18 protein-coding genes are annotated in these 17,717 nt (G+C 63.8%); 11 read left to right on the forward strand and 7 right to left on the reverse strand.

Annotated elements, in window-relative coordinates; all coding sequences use genetic code 11:
* Positions 1-174 precede the first annotated feature (174 nt).
* Genes J4D99_RS07650 through J4D99_RS07670 form a run of 5 tightly spaced genes read left to right on the forward strand, consistent with a single transcriptional unit; the run spans position 175 to position 3,609 of the window.
* Positions 175-654 carry an ABA4-like family protein gene (locus J4D99_RS07650; RefSeq protein WP_208131112.1) on the forward strand — a complete coding sequence of 160 codons (480 nt, stop codon included), beginning with the start codon at positions 175-177 and terminating at the stop codon, positions 652-654.
* Positions 632-1,495, forward strand: a complete 864-nt coding sequence (locus J4D99_RS07655) for a hypothetical protein (protein WP_208131113.1) — start codon at positions 632-634, stop codon at positions 1,493-1,495. The genes J4D99_RS07650 and J4D99_RS07655 overlap by 23 nt, the downstream gene beginning before the upstream one ends.
* 30 nt (positions 1,496-1,525) lie before the next feature.
* On the forward strand, positions 1,526-2,536 hold the full coding sequence (locus J4D99_RS07660) for a sensor histidine kinase (protein ID WP_208131114.1): 1,011 nt from the start codon (positions 1,526-1,528) through the stop codon (positions 2,534-2,536).
* Positions 2,537-2,551: 15 nt separating this feature from the next.
* Positions 2,552-3,382 carry a LytR/AlgR family response regulator transcription factor gene (locus J4D99_RS07665; RefSeq protein WP_236018567.1) on the forward strand — a complete coding sequence of 277 codons (831 nt, stop codon included), beginning with the start codon at positions 2,552-2,554 and terminating at the stop codon, positions 3,380-3,382.
* Positions 3,383-3,438: 56 nt separating this feature from the next.
* Entirely contained in the window at positions 3,439-3,609 is a 171-nt protein-coding gene (locus tag J4D99_RS07670; RefSeq protein WP_208131115.1) for a hypothetical protein, read from the forward strand.
* Between the two features lie 2 nt (positions 3,610-3,611).
* On the opposite strand, the gene J4D99_RS07675 is transcribed toward J4D99_RS07670, so the two are convergent.
* From J4D99_RS07675 to J4D99_RS07690, 4 genes are all read right to left on the reverse strand, one after another.
* Positions 3,612-4,466, reverse strand: coding sequence for a LytR/AlgR family response regulator transcription factor (locus tag J4D99_RS07675; protein WP_208131116.1), 855 nt, complete (start codon positions 4,464-4,466; stop codon positions 3,612-3,614).
* Between the two features lie 30 nt (positions 4,467-4,496).
* Positions 4,497-4,985: a hypothetical protein gene (locus J4D99_RS07680; RefSeq protein WP_208131117.1), complete on the reverse strand. Its 489-nt coding sequence runs from the start codon at positions 4,983-4,985 to the stop codon at positions 4,497-4,499.
* 36 nt (positions 4,986-5,021) lie between these two features.
* Positions 5,022-6,158 (reverse strand): sensor histidine kinase, encoded by a 1,137-nt coding sequence (locus tag J4D99_RS07685; protein WP_208131118.1) that lies wholly within the window; start codon positions 6,156-6,158, stop codon positions 5,022-5,024.
* 83 nt (positions 6,159-6,241) lie between these two features.
* Positions 6,242-6,934 carry a hypothetical protein gene (locus J4D99_RS07690; protein ID WP_208131119.1) on the reverse strand — a complete coding sequence of 231 codons (693 nt, stop codon included), beginning with the start codon at positions 6,932-6,934 and terminating at the stop codon, positions 6,242-6,244.
* 80 nt (positions 6,935-7,014) lie between these two features.
* On the opposite strand from J4D99_RS07690, the gene J4D99_RS07695 reads away from it, so the two are divergent.
* The gene (locus J4D99_RS07695; protein WP_208131120.1) at positions 7,015-7,365 is read left to right on the forward strand and encodes a hypothetical protein; all 351 of its coding nucleotides are present in this window, start codon (positions 7,015-7,017) and stop codon (positions 7,363-7,365) included.
* Positions 7,366-7,519: 154 nt separating this feature from the next.
* On the opposite strand, the gene J4D99_RS07700 is transcribed toward J4D99_RS07695, so the two are convergent.
* Complete coding sequence (locus J4D99_RS07700) at positions 7,520-9,757, reverse strand: TonB-dependent receptor (RefSeq protein WP_208131121.1); 2,238 nt, start codon at positions 9,755-9,757, stop codon at positions 7,520-7,522.
* A 203-nt stretch (positions 9,758-9,960) separates the two neighbouring features.
* Between J4D99_RS07700 and J4D99_RS07705 the strand changes: the two genes are divergently transcribed.
* Together J4D99_RS07705 and J4D99_RS07710 are read left to right on the forward strand one after the other, a co-directional pair.
* On the forward strand, positions 9,961-11,247 hold the full coding sequence (locus J4D99_RS07705; protein WP_208131122.1) for a PAS domain-containing protein: 1,287 nt from the start codon (positions 9,961-9,963) through the stop codon (positions 11,245-11,247).
* Positions 11,248-11,455: 208 nt separating this feature from the next.
* The gene (locus tag J4D99_RS07710) at positions 11,456-11,806 is read left to right on the forward strand and encodes a hypothetical protein (RefSeq protein WP_208131123.1); all 351 of its coding nucleotides are present in this window, start codon (positions 11,456-11,458) and stop codon (positions 11,804-11,806) included.
* A gap of 80 nt (positions 11,807-11,886) precedes the next feature.
* Here the strand turns inward: J4D99_RS07710 and J4D99_RS07715 are convergent, their stop codons facing one another.
* Positions 11,887-12,135 carry a hypothetical protein gene (locus tag J4D99_RS07715; protein WP_208131124.1) on the reverse strand — a complete coding sequence of 83 codons (249 nt, stop codon included), beginning with the start codon at positions 12,133-12,135 and terminating at the stop codon, positions 11,887-11,889.
* Positions 12,136-12,218: 83 nt separating this feature from the next.
* Here J4D99_RS07715 and J4D99_RS07720 point away from each other — a divergent pair, with 83 nt between their 5' ends.
* From J4D99_RS07720 to J4D99_RS07730, 3 genes are all read left to right on the forward strand, one after another.
* On the forward strand, positions 12,219-13,562 hold the full coding sequence (locus J4D99_RS07720; protein ID WP_208131125.1) for a YfcC family protein: 1,344 nt from the start codon (positions 12,219-12,221) through the stop codon (positions 13,560-13,562).
* 501 nt (positions 13,563-14,063) lie between these two features.
* Positions 14,064-16,049, forward strand: coding sequence for a T9SS type A sorting domain-containing protein (locus J4D99_RS07725; RefSeq protein ID WP_208131126.1), 1,986 nt, complete (start codon positions 14,064-14,066; stop codon positions 16,047-16,049).
* Positions 16,050-16,174: 125 nt separating this feature from the next.
* Positions 16,175-16,708 carry a YfiT family bacillithiol transferase gene (locus J4D99_RS07730; RefSeq protein ID WP_208131127.1) on the forward strand — a complete coding sequence of 178 codons (534 nt, stop codon included), beginning with the start codon at positions 16,175-16,177 and terminating at the stop codon, positions 16,706-16,708.
* Positions 16,709-16,781: 73 nt separating this feature from the next.
* Here J4D99_RS07730 and J4D99_RS07735 read toward each other — a convergent pair whose 3' ends face one another.
* The gene (locus J4D99_RS07735) at positions 16,782-17,648 is read right to left on the reverse strand and encodes a tetratricopeptide repeat protein (protein WP_208131128.1); all 867 of its coding nucleotides are present in this window, start codon (positions 17,646-17,648) and stop codon (positions 16,782-16,784) included.
* Positions 17,649-17,717 lie beyond the last annotated feature (69 nt).

Consider the following 17,717-nt stretch of genomic DNA (forward strand, 5'->3'; position numbering starts at 1 on the left):
GGTAGCGTGGAAATTAGATAACGCAATATAATGACCTGAATGCAACCAGACAGCTGCTTCACCCCGTCGCTCGGCGGCTTGGCCCCGGGCGCGGGCGGCTTCACCCGTTTTGGGCTAGCCGGGTCATGAGCAAGTCCGTAGTTTTGAAGCAGTTACTAGCCCCTTCCTCAGCCCATGCTCACGCCCGACTTCCTATTTTCCCTGGCCAACCCGCTCGCTATGCTGGGCTGGGCGCTCCTGGTGCTAGCCCCGCGCTGGCGCGTTACCAACGCCTTGGTACTCAGTGGGGCGTGGTCGCTAGGGCTGGCCCTGGCCTACGCTGCCCTCATCACCACGCACTACTTGGGCGGGCACGGCGCCGAGGGCGGCTTTGGCTCGCTGGCACAGGTGGCGGCGCTCTTTCAAGACCCCTGGGCGCTGCTGGCGGGGTGGGTGCACTACCTGTGCTTCGACCTCTTCACTGGCGCCTGGGAGGTGCGCGATGCCCAGCGCCGGGGCGTGCCGCACGTAGCGCTGGTACCGGCGCTAGGGCTCACGTTCCTGTTTGGGCCGGTGGGGCTGCTGGTGTATTTCGGCGTGCGCCGGGCTTTCGGGCAAAAAAGCATCTCGCAACCTACTAACAACCAACATTATGAAAACGCTCTCGCTCGCTGATTTCGCACAGGATGCCCCTAGCACGGCTGCTACCAACAACTTGGGCAACCGCTTTATTGAGGCGATGCGCATACTGCGCTGCGCCAACGCGCCGCTCGCCTACGCCGGCTGGCTCAATGTAGGGCTAGCTGGGCTAGCCCTGGTGCTGCTGCCCCTCGACCACCGCCACGTCACGGGGCTGCTGGTGTGGCTGAAGCCGCTGAAATTCTCGTTGTCCATTGTGGCCTATGCCTGGACGCTGGGCTGGCTGCTGGCTAGCCTGCCGGCCGCCGCGCAGCCTGCCGTGCGCCGCCTGAGCTGGGGCGTAGCCGCCAGTATGGTGGTCGAAATCGCGGTTATTTTCGTTCAGGCGGCGCGCGGCACCAGCTCGCACTACAACGCGAGCAGTCCGCTCAACGGCGCCCTATTTGGGCTGATGGGCCTATTTATTGTGGTGAATACGGCTATGACTGTCTGGGCTTTATACCTGGCGTGGCGCCACCGGCCGGCCGGGTCGGCGGGCTACGTATGGGGCCTGCGGCTCGGGCTACTGGTGTTTCTCATCGGCTCAGTGCTGGGCGGGTTTATGATTCATAATCAGCAGCACACGGTGGGCGCCCCCGACGGCGGCCCCGGCCTGCCCGGCCTGGGCTGGAGCACCGTGGCCGGCGACCTGCGCGCGGCGCATTTTCTGGGCATGCACGCCTTGCAGGCGCTGCCGCTGCTGGGCTGGGCGCTGGGCCGCTGGGTGCCGCGCCGGGCGGTGGTGCTCACCTGGCTGGGCACGGCGCTGTATGCGGCGGCGGTGGCGGGGCTGCTGCTGGGGGCACTGGCCGGGCGCCCGCTGGTGGCTATGCACTAGGCCTACTTATTTGCCCCGACCTTCGCCTGCATGAACGACCGGCGCTTTCTGCTCTTTGGCATACCCCTGCTGGCCGCGCTAGAGCTGGTGCCCCGCGGCAGCTACAGCCAGCCGCTAGGGTGGCACTGGCTGGTAGACTACGGGGTGGCCCTGCTGTTTACCATCACGCTCTGGCTCGGCAACCGCGCGCTGTGGCAATGGCTGCTGCGCCGCTGGCCACAGCAGGCCGCCACGGCACGCCGCCTGTGGTGCCTGGCCGCCGCCGGCGTGGCCTATACGGCGGCCGCTTCGCTGACGCTGGCCGGGCTGCTGGCCATGCTGCAAGGCTACCACCTGCACCTGGCCGACGAGCTGCGCGAAATCAGCCTGAACCTGGTTTCGACGTTTATCGTGCTTTTACTCTACGAAAGCCGGCACCTGTTTGTGCAGTGGGAAGCCAATCTGCGCCGCGCCGACCACCTGGCTCAGGCTAGCACCCAGGCCCAGCTCGATACCCTGGCCCAGCAGCTCGACCCGCATTTTCTCTTCAACTCGCTCAATACCCTGGCCGCGCTCATCGAGCCCCAGAACGAGCCCGCCCAGCACTACGTGGAGGGCCTGGCTGATGTCTACCGCTACGTGCTGCTGAGCCGCGAGCGCCCTACCGTGCCGCTGGCCGAGGAGCTGGCTTTTGTGCAGACCTACGTGGCGCTGCAAAAGGTACGCTTTCGCGATAATGTGCTGGTAAGCTACGACGTGCCCACCGCCGCGCTGGCCCGGCGCGTGGCCCCGCTCAGCGTGCAGGGGCTGGTCGAGAATGCGCTTAAGCACAACGAGGCCTCGCGGGCCCGCCCGCTGCATCTGCGCCTGGCAGCCGATGTGGCCAGCCTGCGCGTCGAAAATACCTGGCAGCCCCGCGCCGCCGGGCTAGCCCCCGGCACCGGCACGGGCCTGGCCAACGTGCGCCAGCGCTACGCGCTGCTCGGGGCTAGCCAGCCGGTGCAGGTGCAGCAGGCGGGAGACATCTTTGCCGTCACGCTGCCACTGCTGCCCCCTGCCTAGCCCGCCATTTTCGCCATGCTGCCCCTGCGCATTTTAGTTTTTGAGGACGAGTACCCGGCCGCCGAGCGCCTGCGGCGCCTGCTGGCCCAGGCCGCGCCCACGGCCGAGGTCCTGGCCGTGCTCGACACGGTAGCCGGCGCGCTGGCCTGGCTAGCCACCCACCCCGCGCCCGACCTCATTCTCAGCGACATTCAGCTGGCCGACGGGCTCAGCCTCGACGTATTTGCCCAAGCTGTAGTGGCGTGCCCAGTCATTTTCACCACCGCCTACGACCAGTATGCGCTGCAAGCCTTCCGGGCCAATGGCATCGACTACCTCCTGAAGCCCCTCAAGCTGCCCGAATTGCAGGCGGCGCTGGGCAAGCTGGCAGCGCTGCAAGCCGGGAGCCGCGAAGCCCAAAAGAAGCTAGCTGCTGCGCACAGCTCCACTCCGCATTTAGTATCCACCTCCCCTACTATTTCCATCGAGCGCCTGCTCGATGCGCTGCCCCGGCCCCAGCGGCCCTATAAAACGCGGTTTTTGGTGCGGCAGGGCGAGCACCTGCTGCCACTGCCCGCCACCGAAGCAGCCTGGTTCCAGAGCCGCCACGACACCACTACCCTCGCTACGCTCGATGGCCGCCGCTTCGTGGTAGAGTACACCCTGGAGCAGCTCGAAGGCCTGCTCGACCCTGGTCAGTTTTTCCGCCTCAACCGCCAGCTCATCGCCCAGCTACCGGCCGTGCGCCGGCTCGCGGCCCACTTTGGCGGCAAGCTGCTGGTAGAGCTAGCCCCTGCCCCCACCGACGAAATACTGGTGAGCAAGGAAAAAGCCGGCGCCGTGAAAAGCTGGCTGGAGGGCGGCTAGCCCCCGCTACCTAGCCCGCCTTTCCGCGTATCCCGTCGCTTGAATGGCAATTCGCTATGAACGCGGTTAAATTGAAAATCAGCCCATTGCGCCACCTTACCGACGCCATGCGCAAGATAGAGCACTGGCTGGAAGCCGGCGCCCGCCTGGGCGAGTTTCTCGTGCCGGCTACCGAGTCGGCCCACATGTTCGCGGCGGGCCAGCCCGTGCGCCCCGTCGTGGGCTAGGGCTAGCGGTCGAGCCAGTTTTTGAATACGCTCACTTTTTCGCGGCTCACCAGCACCGGGCCTTCGCTCTCGGGCGGGGCGGGCTTCAGAATGGTTTGCAGCCGCGAGTTGGTGTAATGAATAATATCGGCGATGGCGGCCTGCCGGGCCAGAAAGGCCCGATTCAGGCGGAAAAATTGGCTCGGGTCGAGCAGACCTTCAAGCTGTTCCATGGTGTAGTCCACCACATACTTGCGGCCGTCGGTGCTTTGCAGCAGAGTTGTTTTTTCGAGGCTGAAAAAGTAGGCCACCTGCTCGACGGGCACCACCTTGAGGTGCTCGCCCACGCGCACCACAAACTGACTTTTGTAGCTGGCCACGGGCGCCGGCTGGCGCAGCTGCTGCAAAAGAGCCGCCAGCGTTGCCGCATCCAAGCCGGGCACTGATGAGCCGTTTTCCGCCGCTGGTTTTGTGCTGGAAACCGAACTTTTTGTACTAAAGTCCCCACGGGAAGCAATAGGTAAACGCTGCTGCAATTTTACCACTGCCTGCCTAATCTCCTCTTCGTCAATGGGTTTAAGCAGGTAATCGACGCTATTGACTTTAAACGCCCGCACAGCATACTGGTCGTAGGCTGTAGTAAAAACGACCGGGCACGTCACGGTTACCTGCTCAAACAGCTCAAAGCTGAGGCCATCGGCCAGGTGAATATCCAGAAACAGTACGTCGGGCGCGGGGCCGGCTTGCAGAAGGGCCACGGCCTGCGCCACCGACTCGGCGGGGCCCAGAATCTCAAATGGCACGGCTTGTTTTTGGAGCAGGCTCGCCAGGCGGCGGGCCGCTAGGGGCTCATCTTCGACAAGTAAGGCGCGGAGCATAGCAAGAAATCAAAAAGAACGACGGATAGCTTAGCGGTGCACGGCCAGGCTATCGCGCAACTGCCAGATGCGCTGGCCCAGGGCCGCCGCGTGGTAGAAGTAGTTGGTTTGGGCCAGCTGCGCCACCTCGCCATCGGCCGAGGTAGACAGGCGCAACATAATAGTGCGGCTGTGCAGATGCTGGGCCGCCGCCAGCTCGGGCCGCAGGCGCACCTCCAGCGTGGCCTCTAGCAGCGGCTCGAAGGCTGGGGTAACGACCACGGGGCGCAGCTGCTGCAGGGTGAGCAGCAAGGTGCGCAGCAGGGCCGGCGCACGCACCTGAAACGGACGGGTTTGCCCCGCCAGCAGCGGGTACACGGTAATGCTTTCCACGTCGCTGAGTTGGGCCCGGTGCAGGGCCTGCTCTACGGCCACGTGCCCGTTTGGGGTAGCACCCTTGCGCACCAGCAGCCACCCAATACCCGTGGCAATGACGGCGCACAGCACCCATAGTAGTTCGGAATAGCTTCGCTTTATCACTTCTCAAAAAGCCGAGCCTGGCTAGTGGCGGCCCATCTACAAGGCTAGCAGCGGCAAAGTAACCACGAAGTCCTCGCCCACCGGGCCGGCTTCTACCGAGCGGGGCGTGAGAAAGCCGTAACGGGCGCGCAGGTTAGCCAGGCCCCGGCCACTGGTTTCATCGGCAGCAAGGCGGCGGGGGCGCAGGGTGTTGCGCACGGTGAGCGTGGCGCTGGGCACATCTACCGCCACGCGCAGGTGCAGGGGGCTGGCCTGGTAGGCAGTATTGTGCTTGAGGGCATTTTCGAGCAGCAATTGCAGGGCCAGCGGCGGCAGGTAGAGGCTAGCCAGCGCGGCCGCGGGCGGGCGCTCGAACTCAACCTGCAGGGCTTCGTCGAGGCGGGTTTTTTGCAGAAAAACGTAGGATTCAGCAAAGGCCAGCTCTTCGCTCAAGGGCACGAGCTCCTGGCTCTGGCTGTCGAGCACGTAGCGATACACGCTGCTGAGCTGACGAATGAAGCGCACGGCGCGCTGCGGCTCTTCCTCCACGAGGCTGGTGAGGGCATTAAGCGAGTTGAAGAGAAAATGCGGGTCTACCTGCCGGCGCAAGGAGTCGAGCCGGGCCACGGCCGACTCTTTTTCGAGGCGCTCGGCCCGCACGGTAGCCTCGCGCCAGGAAAGCAGAAATGAGCGCGAGTGCATAAACAGCGACACCACCACCGTAGTGGCCAGCGGAAAAGCCGAGCGCTCCCAGAAGCCGTGCCGCAGGGTGTAGCCCAGCGGCTTGTGGTAGAGCACCAGCACCGTGAACTCGCCCATCACCACCAGCACCAGCAGGGAGGCCAGCAGCGACACCCCCACCGTGAGCAGCAGCCGCCGGATGGGCTGCTCGCTCCAGCCGGTGCGCAGGTTGAGGGCGTCGGCGGTGAAGGCATTGGCAAACCAAAGCCCCGCCGAGTAGCAAAACGAGATGCCCAGCGAAATGGCGTAGCCGACGGGGTCGCGCCAGGGCGGCGGCGAGAACAGCAGCGCCGTGCCCATGCACACCAGCAGTATCCAGCCCAGCACCCGGCCGAAGGCGCGCACGTTGGAGCGCTCGACGGTGGTAACCCAGGGCGTGCCGCGGGACACCGCATCGGCGTAGGGCGGGGTGGCGGGCGCAGGAGGCAGCAAGGCAGGCATGGCGGGCAGCATAAAAGAGCAGGCTTAAAAGTAGAGCCCGCCGGCCCAACGCCGCCAGGGGCGGGAAGCCGGCCGGGTTGCCAAAGGCAGTGGGTTTATTTGGCGGCCGTGGGGGCTTCGTACTGCTTGAGGCGGCCCAGCAGCTGCTCCTGGCCCCAGGTGGGGGCTAGCGGGCTAGCCGGCCGGAAGGCGGCAAACCGGGCCTTGGCCTGCTCATACAAGGGGCGGGCGGTGGCCGCCCCGCCGCCAAACGCGACGGGGGTATAATACACGTTGTTGGCCTCAACGAGGTAGGGCCGCGGATTGGCCGGGTTGAGGGCTTCGGCGCGGTCGACGGCTTCGGTCACTTTGGCTGAGTATTCCTGGGCGCGCACGGCGGGCTCGATACTGAGCCGGGCCTGGTAGAGGTAGGCTTGCAGAGTCAGCAGCTCCGACTCGTCGCCCTTCAGGCGCAGGGCCTGGGCTAGGGCTGCCTCGGCGCGGTCAAGAGCCTTGTCTTTTACGGGCGCGGCTTCTTTGCCCGTAAACGTGCTGATGACCAATGCGTAGGCTTGGTAGTAGCGGGGCAGCCAGTCGGCCGGGGCCACGGCGGCGGCACGCTCCAGCTTGGCTGCCAGGGCTTGCAGTTCGGCGGCATCGCCGGTGTGCATTACCTGCCCGATGGTGGCGCCGAGCTGCTCGGTGTAGCCGGGGGGCGTAGCAGCAGCCGGCGCGGCTGCGGGGGCGGTTTGAGCGGTGGCGCCGAGGCTGGCAGTAGCGAGAGCGAGGGTGAACAACAGCTTTTTCATGACTCAGAAAGGGGGTAAGGGGTGGCGTCCGGGTTAATGATTCAAAGGTGGTGGCAGGCCCGGCCGGCCCAAAATGCCCGTTGCCGAAGCGCCCAAAGCCGCCCCCGAAACCGCCGAAACACTGGAAGGAGCGTTGGTCGCCAGCCAGGGCAGCAGAAGCCAGCGGCCTGCGTGGCGGCGCGGCCTACTTCTGCTGGCCAGGGCGTTTACTGTCGGCTCCCCCTATCTCGTACCCGCTCTACATCACGCACTACCGGCTGGTGTACGTCTACACTGGCTGGGTGAGTCGGCACAAGGTGCCGCTGGCGCCGGGACTGCCCTGGACGGCGCTCACGTTTGCAGTGGCCGCGGCGCTGGCCTACGCCTGCCTCAACTTTTACGACGAGCCCGTGCGCCGCTGGCTGCGCCAGCGCGTGCTGGCCCGCAGCTAGCCCCACAATAAAGATGGCGCCGGGCAAAGCCCGACGCCATCCCGGCATCCTTTCCGCACAGTGCTTTCCCTTTACCGGCTTACTGATGCCAACGACGCGCCTTTTTACCACGCGGCAGCTGGTTTTATTTCTTAGCAACGGCTAGCCGACCTCCTCAATCGGGCGCCACCGAGGTGTCGCCGGGGCTTTTCTTATTGATGGAGATGAGCAGCGCGGCCACCACCATCTGGGGGGCTAGCTGGCGCACGGGCACGGCGGCATACCGGCCGCTGGCCGCATCGGGCGTGGTGGCGTAGCGGTAGCCGAACACGTTGTCGCGGCCCAGCACGTTGGTCATGCTCAGGTGCACGATGGTGAACTGCCCGGCCAGGTGCGTGAGGTAGCTCAGGCTGAGGTCGAGGCTTTGGAAGCTGGGGGTGCGGCCTTGGTTGAAGCCCGGCTGGTTGGGGTCGAAGTAGGCGCGCGGGCTGCCGTAGCTGTAGGTGCCGCTGAGCTGGGTGTGCAGGCTAGCCAGCCAGTACTTGCCTACCACGCTCAGGTTGTGGGTGGCGGCGAAGGTGGGCACGGCCGCGGCGAGGTCGGCGCGGGCCTGGCGGCGGGTGTCGAGCAGGCCATAGCTCACCCAGAAGTCAATTTTCTTGAACGTCTGGTAGCGGTCGCGGAAGAACAGGTCGAGCCCGCGGGCGTAGCCCTGGCCGCTATTGCCGTAGCGGCTGGCATCGAGCACGTTGTAGCCGTCGAAGCGCGTCAGCTTCTGGTAGTCCTTATAATAGAGCTCCGCCCGCAGGGTGCGGCTGGCCGTGCTGCGCTGGTAGCTCAGGATATAGTGCGCAGCTTGCTCGAAGCCCAGCGCAGGCTGCACGCGCAGCAGGTCGTTGGTAGGCGTTTGGTAAAACAGCCCGCCTGCCGCCGAGAGCTGGCTGCCGGCCCCCAGCTGCCAGGCCAGCGCCAGGCGCGGCGCCAAGTTGGCGTGGTTCAGCAGGGCCGAATATTCGCTCCGTACCCCTAGCCGCCCGCTGAGGCGTGGCGCCAGGCTCAGGTCGCTTTCGCCAAACACGGCGGTGCGCTGCTCGCTAAAGCCGGGGGTGTACACCGGAGCATCAGGCGTGGCCTGGTAGCGCAGGGCGTAGCGCTGGGCCGTAGTTTCGGCGCCCAGCTTGAGATTAAACCACGTGCTGGCCGAGTCGTTGGTGAGCACGAGGCGGGCAGTGGCGGTCTGCTCGGTTTCGTCGATAACCTGGGGCTCAGGGCGCAGGGTGTTGTGCTCGCGGCTCAGGGCCAGGCCGGTGTTCAGGCTCCAGCCGCGGCGCAGGGCGCTGCGATAAGTGGCGTTGAGGTAGTAGTTGTCGTTGCGCAGGGCAGTGAGGCGGCCGTTTTGGGCAAATGCAGCTTCGGGGTCGGGCTGGCGGGTGGCTACCTGCTGGCTGGCATAGGTGGCGTAGATTTTCAGCAGGCCGGTTTCGCCGGTGCGGTGGGCTAGCCGCAGGCTGCCACCCAGCCGCTGCGGGGCCTGCTGCCAGCGCTGGTCGGGCGCGGTGAGGCCGTAGTAGGGCGTGAGGTTGGTGTAGTCGAGGCTAGCTGAGGCCGAAGTCCGCTCCCAGCGCCGGGTGCGGCTCAGGGAGCCGCCCACGCTTAGCAGCGAAATGCCGGTCTGGGTTTCGGGGTCAAGGTCTATCGAGCTCAGGTTTACCACCGCGCTCAGCGCCTGCCCATACTCGGCCGAGTAGCCGCCGGTGCTAAACAGCGTGCCTTTGAACAATGTAGGTGAAAAGCGCCCCCTAGCGGGCACGCCGCTCACGGCGCCGCCGTAGGGGCTGGCCACGGGCAGGCCGTCGAGGTAGGTACGGGTTTCGGAAGCGGCCCCGCCGCGCACAAAGAGCTTGCCCTCCTCGCCCACCCGGGTGGTGCCGGGCAAGGTATTCAGCGCGGTGGCGATGTCGGCATTGGCCCCGGCGGTAGTCAGAATATCGAGCGGCTTGAGCACGGCGGCGCGGCGGGCATCGCTGGCCTCGAAGGCGCCGGCCATTACCACCACATCGCTCAGGGCGGCGCGGCTTTCGCGCAGGTGGTGAGTGGGCAGGGCTAGGGGGCCACCCACGGCCGGCAGGGCCAGCGGCGTTTCCTGCAGTTCGTAGCCGACGAGCGTAACGACCAGCGGCAGCGTGCCCGTGGCCGAGGTGGCGAAGGTGAACTGGCCCAGCGAGTCGGTGGTAGCGCCGTCGAAAGTGGTTTTGAGGAATACGTTGGCGCCCGGCAGGGGGCGGCCGGCTGCGTCGAGCACTAGGCCGCTGAGGCGCGTGGTGGCGTGGGTGGCGGGGCTAGCGGCGGGGCTTTGCGCGAGGGCGACGGGGGCAGCGGCGGCAAGCAGGGCGGCGAGGAAGGCAGTTTTCATGGGGCCGGCGGTTGAGGCGGATAACTGTCCCAAAGGTGCCCGGCCCGCCCCGCGGCAATCAAGTAAAAGCTACCGAGCCAGCAAAAGCGAGCGCCCAACCGTAGGCCGGCGCGGCTGAGCCTGAGCGCAGCAACACAAAAGGCGGCCAGCCGTTCAAGCCAGGGCAGCGCTTACCTTCGCCTTGCCCTAAGCTTTTTTGCCCCATGCCCGCCCCCACGCTTCCCGTCGATTATCAGAACGTTTTTCGCTCGCTGCCCGAGAATTTTCTGCTCATCGCGCCCAACCCGGAAGCCACTATCCTCGACAACACCGACAGCCACGTGGCGGTGTCGCTTAAGCGCCGGGAGGAAGTAATAGGCAAGCCTTTTTTCGAGGCTTACCCCGCCAGCGACGAAAGCGGGGCGGCCCAGATTCGCGAATCGCACGAGCACGTGCGGCGCCACCTCGAGCCGCACACCATGCCGCTCATTCGCTACGACCTGGAGCGCCCCACCGAGCAGGGCGGTGGCCTCGAAGAGTTTTATTGGGAAGCCACCCATTACCCTGTTCTCGACGCGCAGGGGCAGCTGCAGTACATTTTGCAGCGCACCCAAAACGTAACCGAGCAGCTGCGCGCCGCGCGCCTTGCCGCCGAAACCCAGCAAAAGCTGGCCGAAGAGCAGGAGCGCACCCGCTTTATTCTGGAAAACCTGCCGGTGCTTATCTGGACGGCCACGCCCGACGGCCAGCGCGATTACTTTAACCCGCGCTGGCTAGGCTACACGGGCCGCGAAATGGCCGACGAGCTGGGTGAAAAGTGGCTTGCCGACCTGCACCCCGACGACCGCGAGCGCGTGCGCACGCAGTGGGGCCAGGCGGTGGCGGCCGGCAACCCCTACCAGGTAGAATACCGCCTGCGCCGCTACGACGGCCAGTACCGCTGGATACTGAGCCGCGCCCAGCCCCGCCGCGATGCCGAGGGCCGCATCAACTTGTGGGTGGGCGGCGCTACCGACATCCACGACCAGAAAATGATGGTGCAGGAAATTTTGGAGGCCAATGAGCAGCAGGCCGTGCTCTCGGAGCAGGCTTACCAGAACTACCAGCTGGCCGAAAGCCAGCGCGCCATGTACCAGGGGCTTTTTATGCAGGCGCCGGCGCTCATCTGCATCCTGCGCGGCCCCGAGCACCGCTACGACTTCGTCAACACGGCCTACCAGTCGCTCTTCCCCGGGCGCCAGCTGCTGGGTTGCACTGTAGCTCAGGCGCTGCCCGAAGTAGTCGACCAAGGCATCGCGTCCCTGCTCGACGGGGTGTATCAAACCGGCGAAACCTTTACCGGCAATGAGCTGCTCGTGGAGCTCCAGGCCCGGCCCGACTCGCCCGCCATGCGCCCGGCGTACTTCAATTTTACTTACCAGCGCTTCAGCGAACAGGGCCAAGTGGCAGGTATTACGGTCTTTGCCTTCGAAGTAACGGAATTGGTGAACGCCCGTAAAGCCCTGGAATAGCGGTAATACGCTGGGTTACCGCCAACTCTACCCTCCCTAACCCCCGGCTGTATGGGCCAGGCTAACGGCGATTTGGCCGTTAATTTGCTTGGCCGCCCCCACGCGTCCGAAATTAACCTCGACAGGTAGCCGGCCTTCTTGCGAGTAAGTGCCCCGCCCCAGCCAGCGGGCGCCATCCTCGGCTAGCCCTTTTCTCCCCGCACCTTTTATGGAGCTTTCCGCCCTCGACTTTCAGCAAGCCCGCGTCAAGCAGGTGTTGTTTAAGTCGCGCCTGCGCTCGGTGCTCTACGGGGTGCGCGAGCCCGAGCCCAGCTTGTTTACGCTGCAAGAAAACCCGCTGGGCCAGTGGCTGAATACGGTGCTTAAGCCGCAGTATGGCCAGCGCCCTGAGATAGCCGGCATCGAGCGCCTGCTGCGCCAAACCCTCGACACGGGCCAAGCCCTAGTGCGCCAGCACCAGCGCGGCGAGATGGAGCAGGCCCGCGCCGGCCTGGAACATATTGAGCGCCTGGCCAGCGAAATCGACCAACTGCTTACGGCCGTGGAGCACAGCAGCTAGCGCCAGCCCTTTGCCGTTGAGCTGCCGCGTTTCCGCGCCCGCAAACCCGGGCAGGCACGACATTTCGCTACCGGGCCGGCCTAGCGGCTTATTTCGCCCAGCGAAATCAGTGGCAGGTAATCGCTCAGGCCGCTAGGCCGGTCGAAGACGTGGATGAACAGGATGGCCTCGTCGCCGCGGCTGTGCCATACCTCGGCATAGAAGTTTTCGACGGCAAACAGGCGCAGGTCGAAGCTGTCTTCGGTGCGCTCGGCCAGGGGCCGGCCGTGCCGGGCCAGGTGCGCCGCCTGGTGGCGCTGGTGCAGGTTTTTAAAAGCGGCAATCGTCATAGGGCTATCCCGAAGATACGCCCGCCGGGCGGCGCAGCCAGCGGCTAGCCCAGCTTAGGGGCTGCGCGGCGCACCTTTGCGGCATGAAATCGTTTCGCTTTCCGCACCCGCTGGTGCTGCTCACGCTGTTTATCATCCTGGCCGCTGCCCTGAGTTATGTGCTGCCCGCTGGCCAGTTTGCCCGCCGCCCCAATGCCGCCACCGGCCGCGAAGTGGTAGTACCCGGCTCCTACGAGCGCGTCCCTAGCACGCCCGTGAGCCCGCTGCAAGTAGCTGTGGCCGTGCCCAAGGGCTTGGCCGATGCGGGCGCGGTCGTATTCCTGATTTTTCTGGCGGGCGGCGCCTTTACGGTAGTCGACCAGACGGGCGCGCTGCGCCATGGCGTCGACTGGCTGCTGCGCCACGCGCAGGGGCGCGAGGTAGCCGTTATTCCGCTCGTATCATTATTATTTGCCACTATGGGCGCCCTCGAAAACATGGGCGAAGAGATAATTGCCCTCGTGCCCGTGCTGCTGGTGCTGATGCGCCGGCTAGGCTACCCTGTGCTTACGGCCGTGGCGGCCAGCCTGGGGGCGGCCGTGGTGGGTGCGGCGTTCAGCCCCATCAATCCTTTCCAGGTGGGCATTGCCCAGAAGCTGGCGCAGCTACCGCTGCTGTCGGCGGCGGGCTACCGGCTGGTGTTTCTGGCCATCGCGCTGGTTATCTGGATAAGTGGCACCCTGCGCCACGCCTCCCGCCACCGCACCACCCCCGACACTGCGGCCCAAGATGTCGCCGCCGCCGGGGCCAGCCGCCACGGCTTAGTATTGCTGTTATTGCTAGCGGCATTCAGCACGTTTGCCTACGGCGTGGTACGGCTCGAATGGGATTTTGACCAAATGGCGGCGCTGTTTCTGGTGCTGGGCATTGGGGCGGGGCTAGTGGGCGGGCTAGGCCTCACGGGCACGGCCGAAGGCTTCGTGGCCGGCTTTCGCGACATTGCCTTTTCGGCCATCCTCATCGGCTTTGCGCGAGCCATTTTTGTGGTGCTTGAGCAGGGGCACATTGTCGATACCCTTGTGCAGGGCCTGGCCACGCCGCTAGCCCACCTGCCCGTGGCGCTGGCCGCCCTGGGCATGATGGGCGTGCAAGGTGCCTTGCACCTTCCGGTGCCCAGCGTGAGCGGCCAGGCCGTGCTCACCATGCCGCTGCTGGTGCCCCTCTCCGACCTCATCGGCCTGCCCCGGCAAGTGACGGTGCTAGCCTACCAATACGGCGCCGGCCTCACCGAGCTGCTTACCCCCACCAATGGCGCGCTCATGGCCATGCTGGCCGCCTGCGGCGTGCGCTTCGACCAGTGGCTGCGCTTCGCGGCGCCGCTCTATGGCCTGCTGCTGGCGCTGGGCGCGGCCGGGGTGCTACTGGGTATTTGGCTAGGCCTGGCCTGAACGGCACATGGCGCCTAAACACCGCCTCTTGCCACTTAAAGTTGCTTACCAACCAGTAAGCCAACCGGTATTGGCTCCGTTCACTATGCTTAAACTCTGGGCTCCTTGTGTAACAATTGGTGATGCTTACGATAGGCAACACCCGCTGCATTAAAGCTCAACAATTACGAGTAAGCGTGCTAAACTCATTGTGCTTTAAACAATCAAAGCCAATTTGCATATTTTCTAGAAAATTCTTTTCTTTGGACTCCTTGCTGAAAAATTTCTTACAATAACTGTAAATAGGCTCCATAAATGTTGACATTTCAACACCATAAGTTAAGCTTAACTTTGTGCATCATCCTTAACTAATGTATAATGGTCAGAAAACTGGTACTTATATTATTTCTTATCTTATACCTCACTTCGCTTGCTCACGCAGTTACCTACTACGTGAGTTCGCAGGGTGATGACGCGCAGGCTGGCACTTCGGTAGCTACAGCCTGGCGTTCTATCACGAAAGTGAATGCTGTTACATTCCAACCCGGCGACCGGGTGCTGTTTGAAGGTGGGCAAACATTTGCTGGCAGCATTACCCTAAAAGGCGCGGGTACCCGTGCCCAGCCCTTGGTAGTAAGCTCTTACGGCACTGGGCCGGCTACTATTGCCAGCGGTACCTCTAGCGGTTTTTACAGCTACAACGCGGCCGGCATTGAATTGCGGCGTCTCACCTTCGTGGGCGATGGCCTACTTACTAACACCGGCTCGGGCGTGACCTTTTACCTTGATTCACCCAGCACTACGCTCAGCTACCTGCGCCTCGATAGTCTCGATGTCAGTGGCTATCGCGAATCAGGCATCTTGATTAGTAGCTGGAACGGCAGCAGCGGCTATGATGATGTGCGTATCACGGCTAGCCTGGTTCATGCCAATGGGGCGGCTGGCCTGCAATCTTACTCGCAGGACCTAGCAGCGCATCACAATTGGTATGTTGGTAATTGCCAAGCATTTGACAACTCAGGGCGCAGTGATGCCTATTACAACAATACGGGTAATGGCATTGTGCTGGGCGGCATCGATGGCGCACTAATCGAATACTGCAAAGCCTACCATAACGGCTGGCTCAACGCTTACGTAAGCGGCGGCCCCGTTGGCATCTGGGGCTACTGCTGCAACAACCTGACTATCCAGAAGTGCGAGGCGCACCACAATATGACCGGCACCGCACACGATGGCGGCGGCTTCGACTTGGACGGTGGCTGCACCAATTCGGTGCTTCAATATAACTACTCGCATGACAACCAAGGCGCGGGCTACCTGCTGGCTCAGTACTATTATGCACCGCCAATGCACGACATTATTATTCGATACAATGTAAGCAAAGATGATGCGCGCCGCAACAACCAAGGCGCTATTGAAATATGGTCGTCGGGCGCCAGCGGCGGCATCCAAAGAACTGATATTTATAATAATACGGTGCTATTAAGCCCGCCCGACGATGGCTCACACCCTATGGCTGTATATATTGCAAGCTGCGACTATACCGACTTAACCATCCGCAACAACGTGTTTCAGACCACGGGAGGGCTGGAGGCATTGCACACCATATGCACTACCAATCTGAGCTTGCAAGGCAACTGCTACTGGAACCCTAGCCAACTAACGCTGAACTGGAACGGCACTATTTATGGCGACCTGGCTACGTGGCGCACTGCTACCAACCAGGAGCAGCTTGCTAGTGGCCGCGCCACTGGCCTGAGCGTCGACCCCCAGTTGCCCAGCCCTGACCCGACCATGGCTCTGCCGGCTACCTCGCCGCTGCGCGGGGCTGGCATCAACTTAGAATATGAATTTAATATTAACCCCGGCCCGCAGGACTTTGCCGGCAACCCTACGCCAGTGGCCCCTACTCCGGGCAATATTGGTGCCCTCGAAAATGTAAGCGGCATGGCTGCCACGCCGCTGCCCGTCGTACTCACCGACTTTGCGGTGACGCGCGTGGGCACGGCGGCCAAGCTCAGCTGGCGCACGGCCACGGAAGTAAGCAACGCCTATTTCACGCCCGAGGTTAGCTTCAATGGCACCACCTTTACCAGCCTAAGCCGAGTTCCGGGCCAAGGCAGCAGCATCCAGCCGCATAGCTACACCTATACCGACGCTGGCTTGGCGCAATACCCCGCCGGCCCGGTATACTACCGCCTGCGCCAGGTAGATACCAATGGCACGGGCACCTTTTCGCCCGTGCGTACGCTCACCGGTGCTACGCCACCGGCGGCCAGCCTGCTCAGCTTCAAGGTATATCCTAACCCAGCTCCCGCCACGGCACAAGTGCTCGTAAAGGCCGAAGCCGGCGCCCAGGTGCAGTTGCTCAATATTCAAGGGCAACTCATTGCAAATGCCACAGTGGCCGGCGACGGCACCGTTATCCTGCCCACCAGTGGCCTAGCGGCAGGCCTCTACATTGTGCGCTGCGGTACCCAGAATACCAAGCTGCTGCTCACCAATTAGTGCTGCCTACTAGGGCGACCTAAGATGCCTCCGCCAGCCCAGCAGTTGTTTAAGGAAGCTTCCTTAAACAACTGCTGGGCTGGCGACTTTAACAGGCGCCCGTTTTTGTTGACTGCCTATCACTCATGTTTACTCCCGACCTCGACCCACTGCGCTATCCCATTGGCCAGCCGCAGTTGCCCACCGCGCCGCTCACAGCCGCCGAGCGGGCGCCTTACCTTCAGCAGCTCGCCGAGCTGCCTGCCCAGCTTACGGCCGCCGCCCGCCGCGTGGGCGGCGAGCGCTTGCAGCTGCCCTACCGCCCCGGGGGCTGGACCGGCCGCCAGGTAATTCACCACGTGGCCGACTCGCACCTGAATGCCTACACACGCTTCCGGCTAGCCCTCACGGAGGATAACCCGACCATTCGCCCCTACGACGAAGCGGCATGGGCCGAGCTGCCCGATGTGGCCGCCACGCCCATCACGGTGTCGCTAGCCCTGCTTGAGAGCTTGCACAGCCGCTGGGGTACGCTGCTGCACCACCTCGACGAGGCGCAGTGGCAGCGCACCTTTTACCACCCTGGCTCCCAGAAAACGGCTACCCTGGCCCAGACGCTGGTGCTCTATGCCTGGCACGGCCGGCACCATCTGGCACACCTGGAATTGCTAGCCCAATAGGGCAAGCTTAAAAATAAAAACCCGCCCGGCTACTGCTAGCTGGGCGGGTTTTTGCGTTAGTCAATACACAAAGCTACTTCTTGATGGGCCGCACCATGCTGCTACCCTTGCCGTAGCGGCGCAGGCTTTTTTCGGCTTCTGGGTTGAGTTTGGCGGCTTTTTCCAGGTCTTTGCGGGCCTCCTTCATGCGGTCGAAGCTGGCATAGCTGATGCCCCGGTACTCGATGGCATCGGCGTAGAGCGAGTCGAGGGCAATGGCGCGCGTAAAGTCGGCCACGGCCGGCTTGTACTGATACATCTGCATTTTGGCTACGCCCCGGCCGAAGTAGGCCTCCTTGTCATCGGGCCGCAACTTCACGGCGCCACTAAAGTCGTTGGCGGCCGCCTTGTACTCTTTCAGCATCAACTCATTGACAGCCTTATTGTAGTACACATCGGGGTTGCCACGCATGGTGCGCAGGGCGGCTACGTAGTCTGGCTTGGCCTCTTTATAGTTTTTAAGATTGGAGTAAGCCTTGGCCCGCTCAAGGTGGGCGCGGGCATCCTTGGGCCGGGTTTGCAGCACGAGGTTGGCCCTAGCCAGCTGGTAGCGGTAGTCGGCAGTACTCATCTTGCGCTCGGCTGCGCGCTCGGCCGAGGCCGCGGCCGCCGATAGGGCCGTGGGGTCGACTACCGCCGAAGCGGCTTCGGCCGATGGGGTATCCAAGGTTTCGGCCGGTATTTCGGGGACCGTGGGTGCGGCGGTGGCGGCGGGGTCGGGCGTGGGCAGGGCCGTTACGTCGGTAGCCGGGGCGGTGGTCTCAGTAGTAGTGGGGGTGCTGCGCGTCGTGGCGGCCGTGCTGGCCGTGGGCCGGTCGGTTTCTGTGGCGGTGGCGCAGCCGCTGGCGAAGGCTAGCAGTGCGAGCGCGACAGGCGCATAAATAGTAGAGAGCGACTTCATTGAAAAGATGACTGAGCAGGCTAGCCGGCCAGGGTGCCGGCACTTTTTCCCTTCTACGGAAAAGTGCGG

The organism is Hymenobacter sp. BT559 (assembly GCF_017571525.1).
Taxonomy (GTDB): domain Bacteria; phylum Bacteroidota; class Bacteroidia; order Cytophagales; family Hymenobacteraceae; genus Hymenobacter; species Hymenobacter ginsengisoli.

Coding starts and splice junctions, on each gene's coding strand:
- J4D99_RS07650 (WP_208131112.1), top strand. CDS start 175: ATGCTCACGCCCGACTTCCTATTTTCCCTGGCCAACCCGCTCGCTATG.
- J4D99_RS07655 (WP_208131113.1), top strand. CDS start 632: ATGAAAACGCTCTCGCTCGCTGATTTCGCACAGGATGCCCCTAGCACG.
- J4D99_RS07660 (WP_208131114.1), top strand. CDS start 1,526: ATGAACGACCGGCGCTTTCTGCTCTTTGGCATACCCCTGCTGGCCGCG.
- J4D99_RS07665 (WP_236018567.1), top strand. CDS start 2,552: ATGCTGCCCCTGCGCATTTTAGTTTTTGAGGACGAGTACCCGGCCGCC.
- J4D99_RS07670 (WP_208131115.1), top strand. CDS start 3,439: ATGAACGCGGTTAAATTGAAAATCAGCCCATTGCGCCACCTTACCGAC.
- J4D99_RS07675 (WP_208131116.1), bottom strand. CDS start 4,466: ATGCTCCGCGCCTTACTTGTCGAAGATGAGCCCCTAGCGGCCCGCCGC.
- J4D99_RS07685 (WP_208131118.1), bottom strand. CDS start 6,158: ATGCTGCCCGCCATGCCTGCCTTGCTGCCTCCTGCGCCCGCCACCCCG.
- J4D99_RS07690 (WP_208131119.1), bottom strand. CDS start 6,934: ATGAAAAAGCTGTTGTTCACCCTCGCTCTCGCTACTGCCAGCCTCGGC.
- J4D99_RS07700 (WP_208131121.1), bottom strand. CDS start 9,757: ATGAAAACTGCCTTCCTCGCCGCCCTGCTTGCCGCCGCTGCCCCCGTC.
- J4D99_RS07705 (WP_208131122.1), top strand. CDS start 9,961: ATGCCCGCCCCCACGCTTCCCGTCGATTATCAGAACGTTTTTCGCTCG.
- J4D99_RS07710 (WP_208131123.1), top strand. CDS start 11,456: ATGGAGCTTTCCGCCCTCGACTTTCAGCAAGCCCGCGTCAAGCAGGTG.
- J4D99_RS07715 (WP_208131124.1), bottom strand. CDS start 12,135: ATGACGATTGCCGCTTTTAAAAACCTGCACCAGCGCCACCAGGCGGCG.
- J4D99_RS07720 (WP_208131125.1), top strand. CDS start 12,219: ATGAAATCGTTTCGCTTTCCGCACCCGCTGGTGCTGCTCACGCTGTTT.
- J4D99_RS07730 (WP_208131127.1), top strand. CDS start 16,175: ATGTTTACTCCCGACCTCGACCCACTGCGCTATCCCATTGGCCAGCCG.
- J4D99_RS07735 (WP_208131128.1), bottom strand. CDS start 17,648: ATGAAGTCGCTCTCTACTATTTATGCGCCTGTCGCGCTCGCACTGCTA.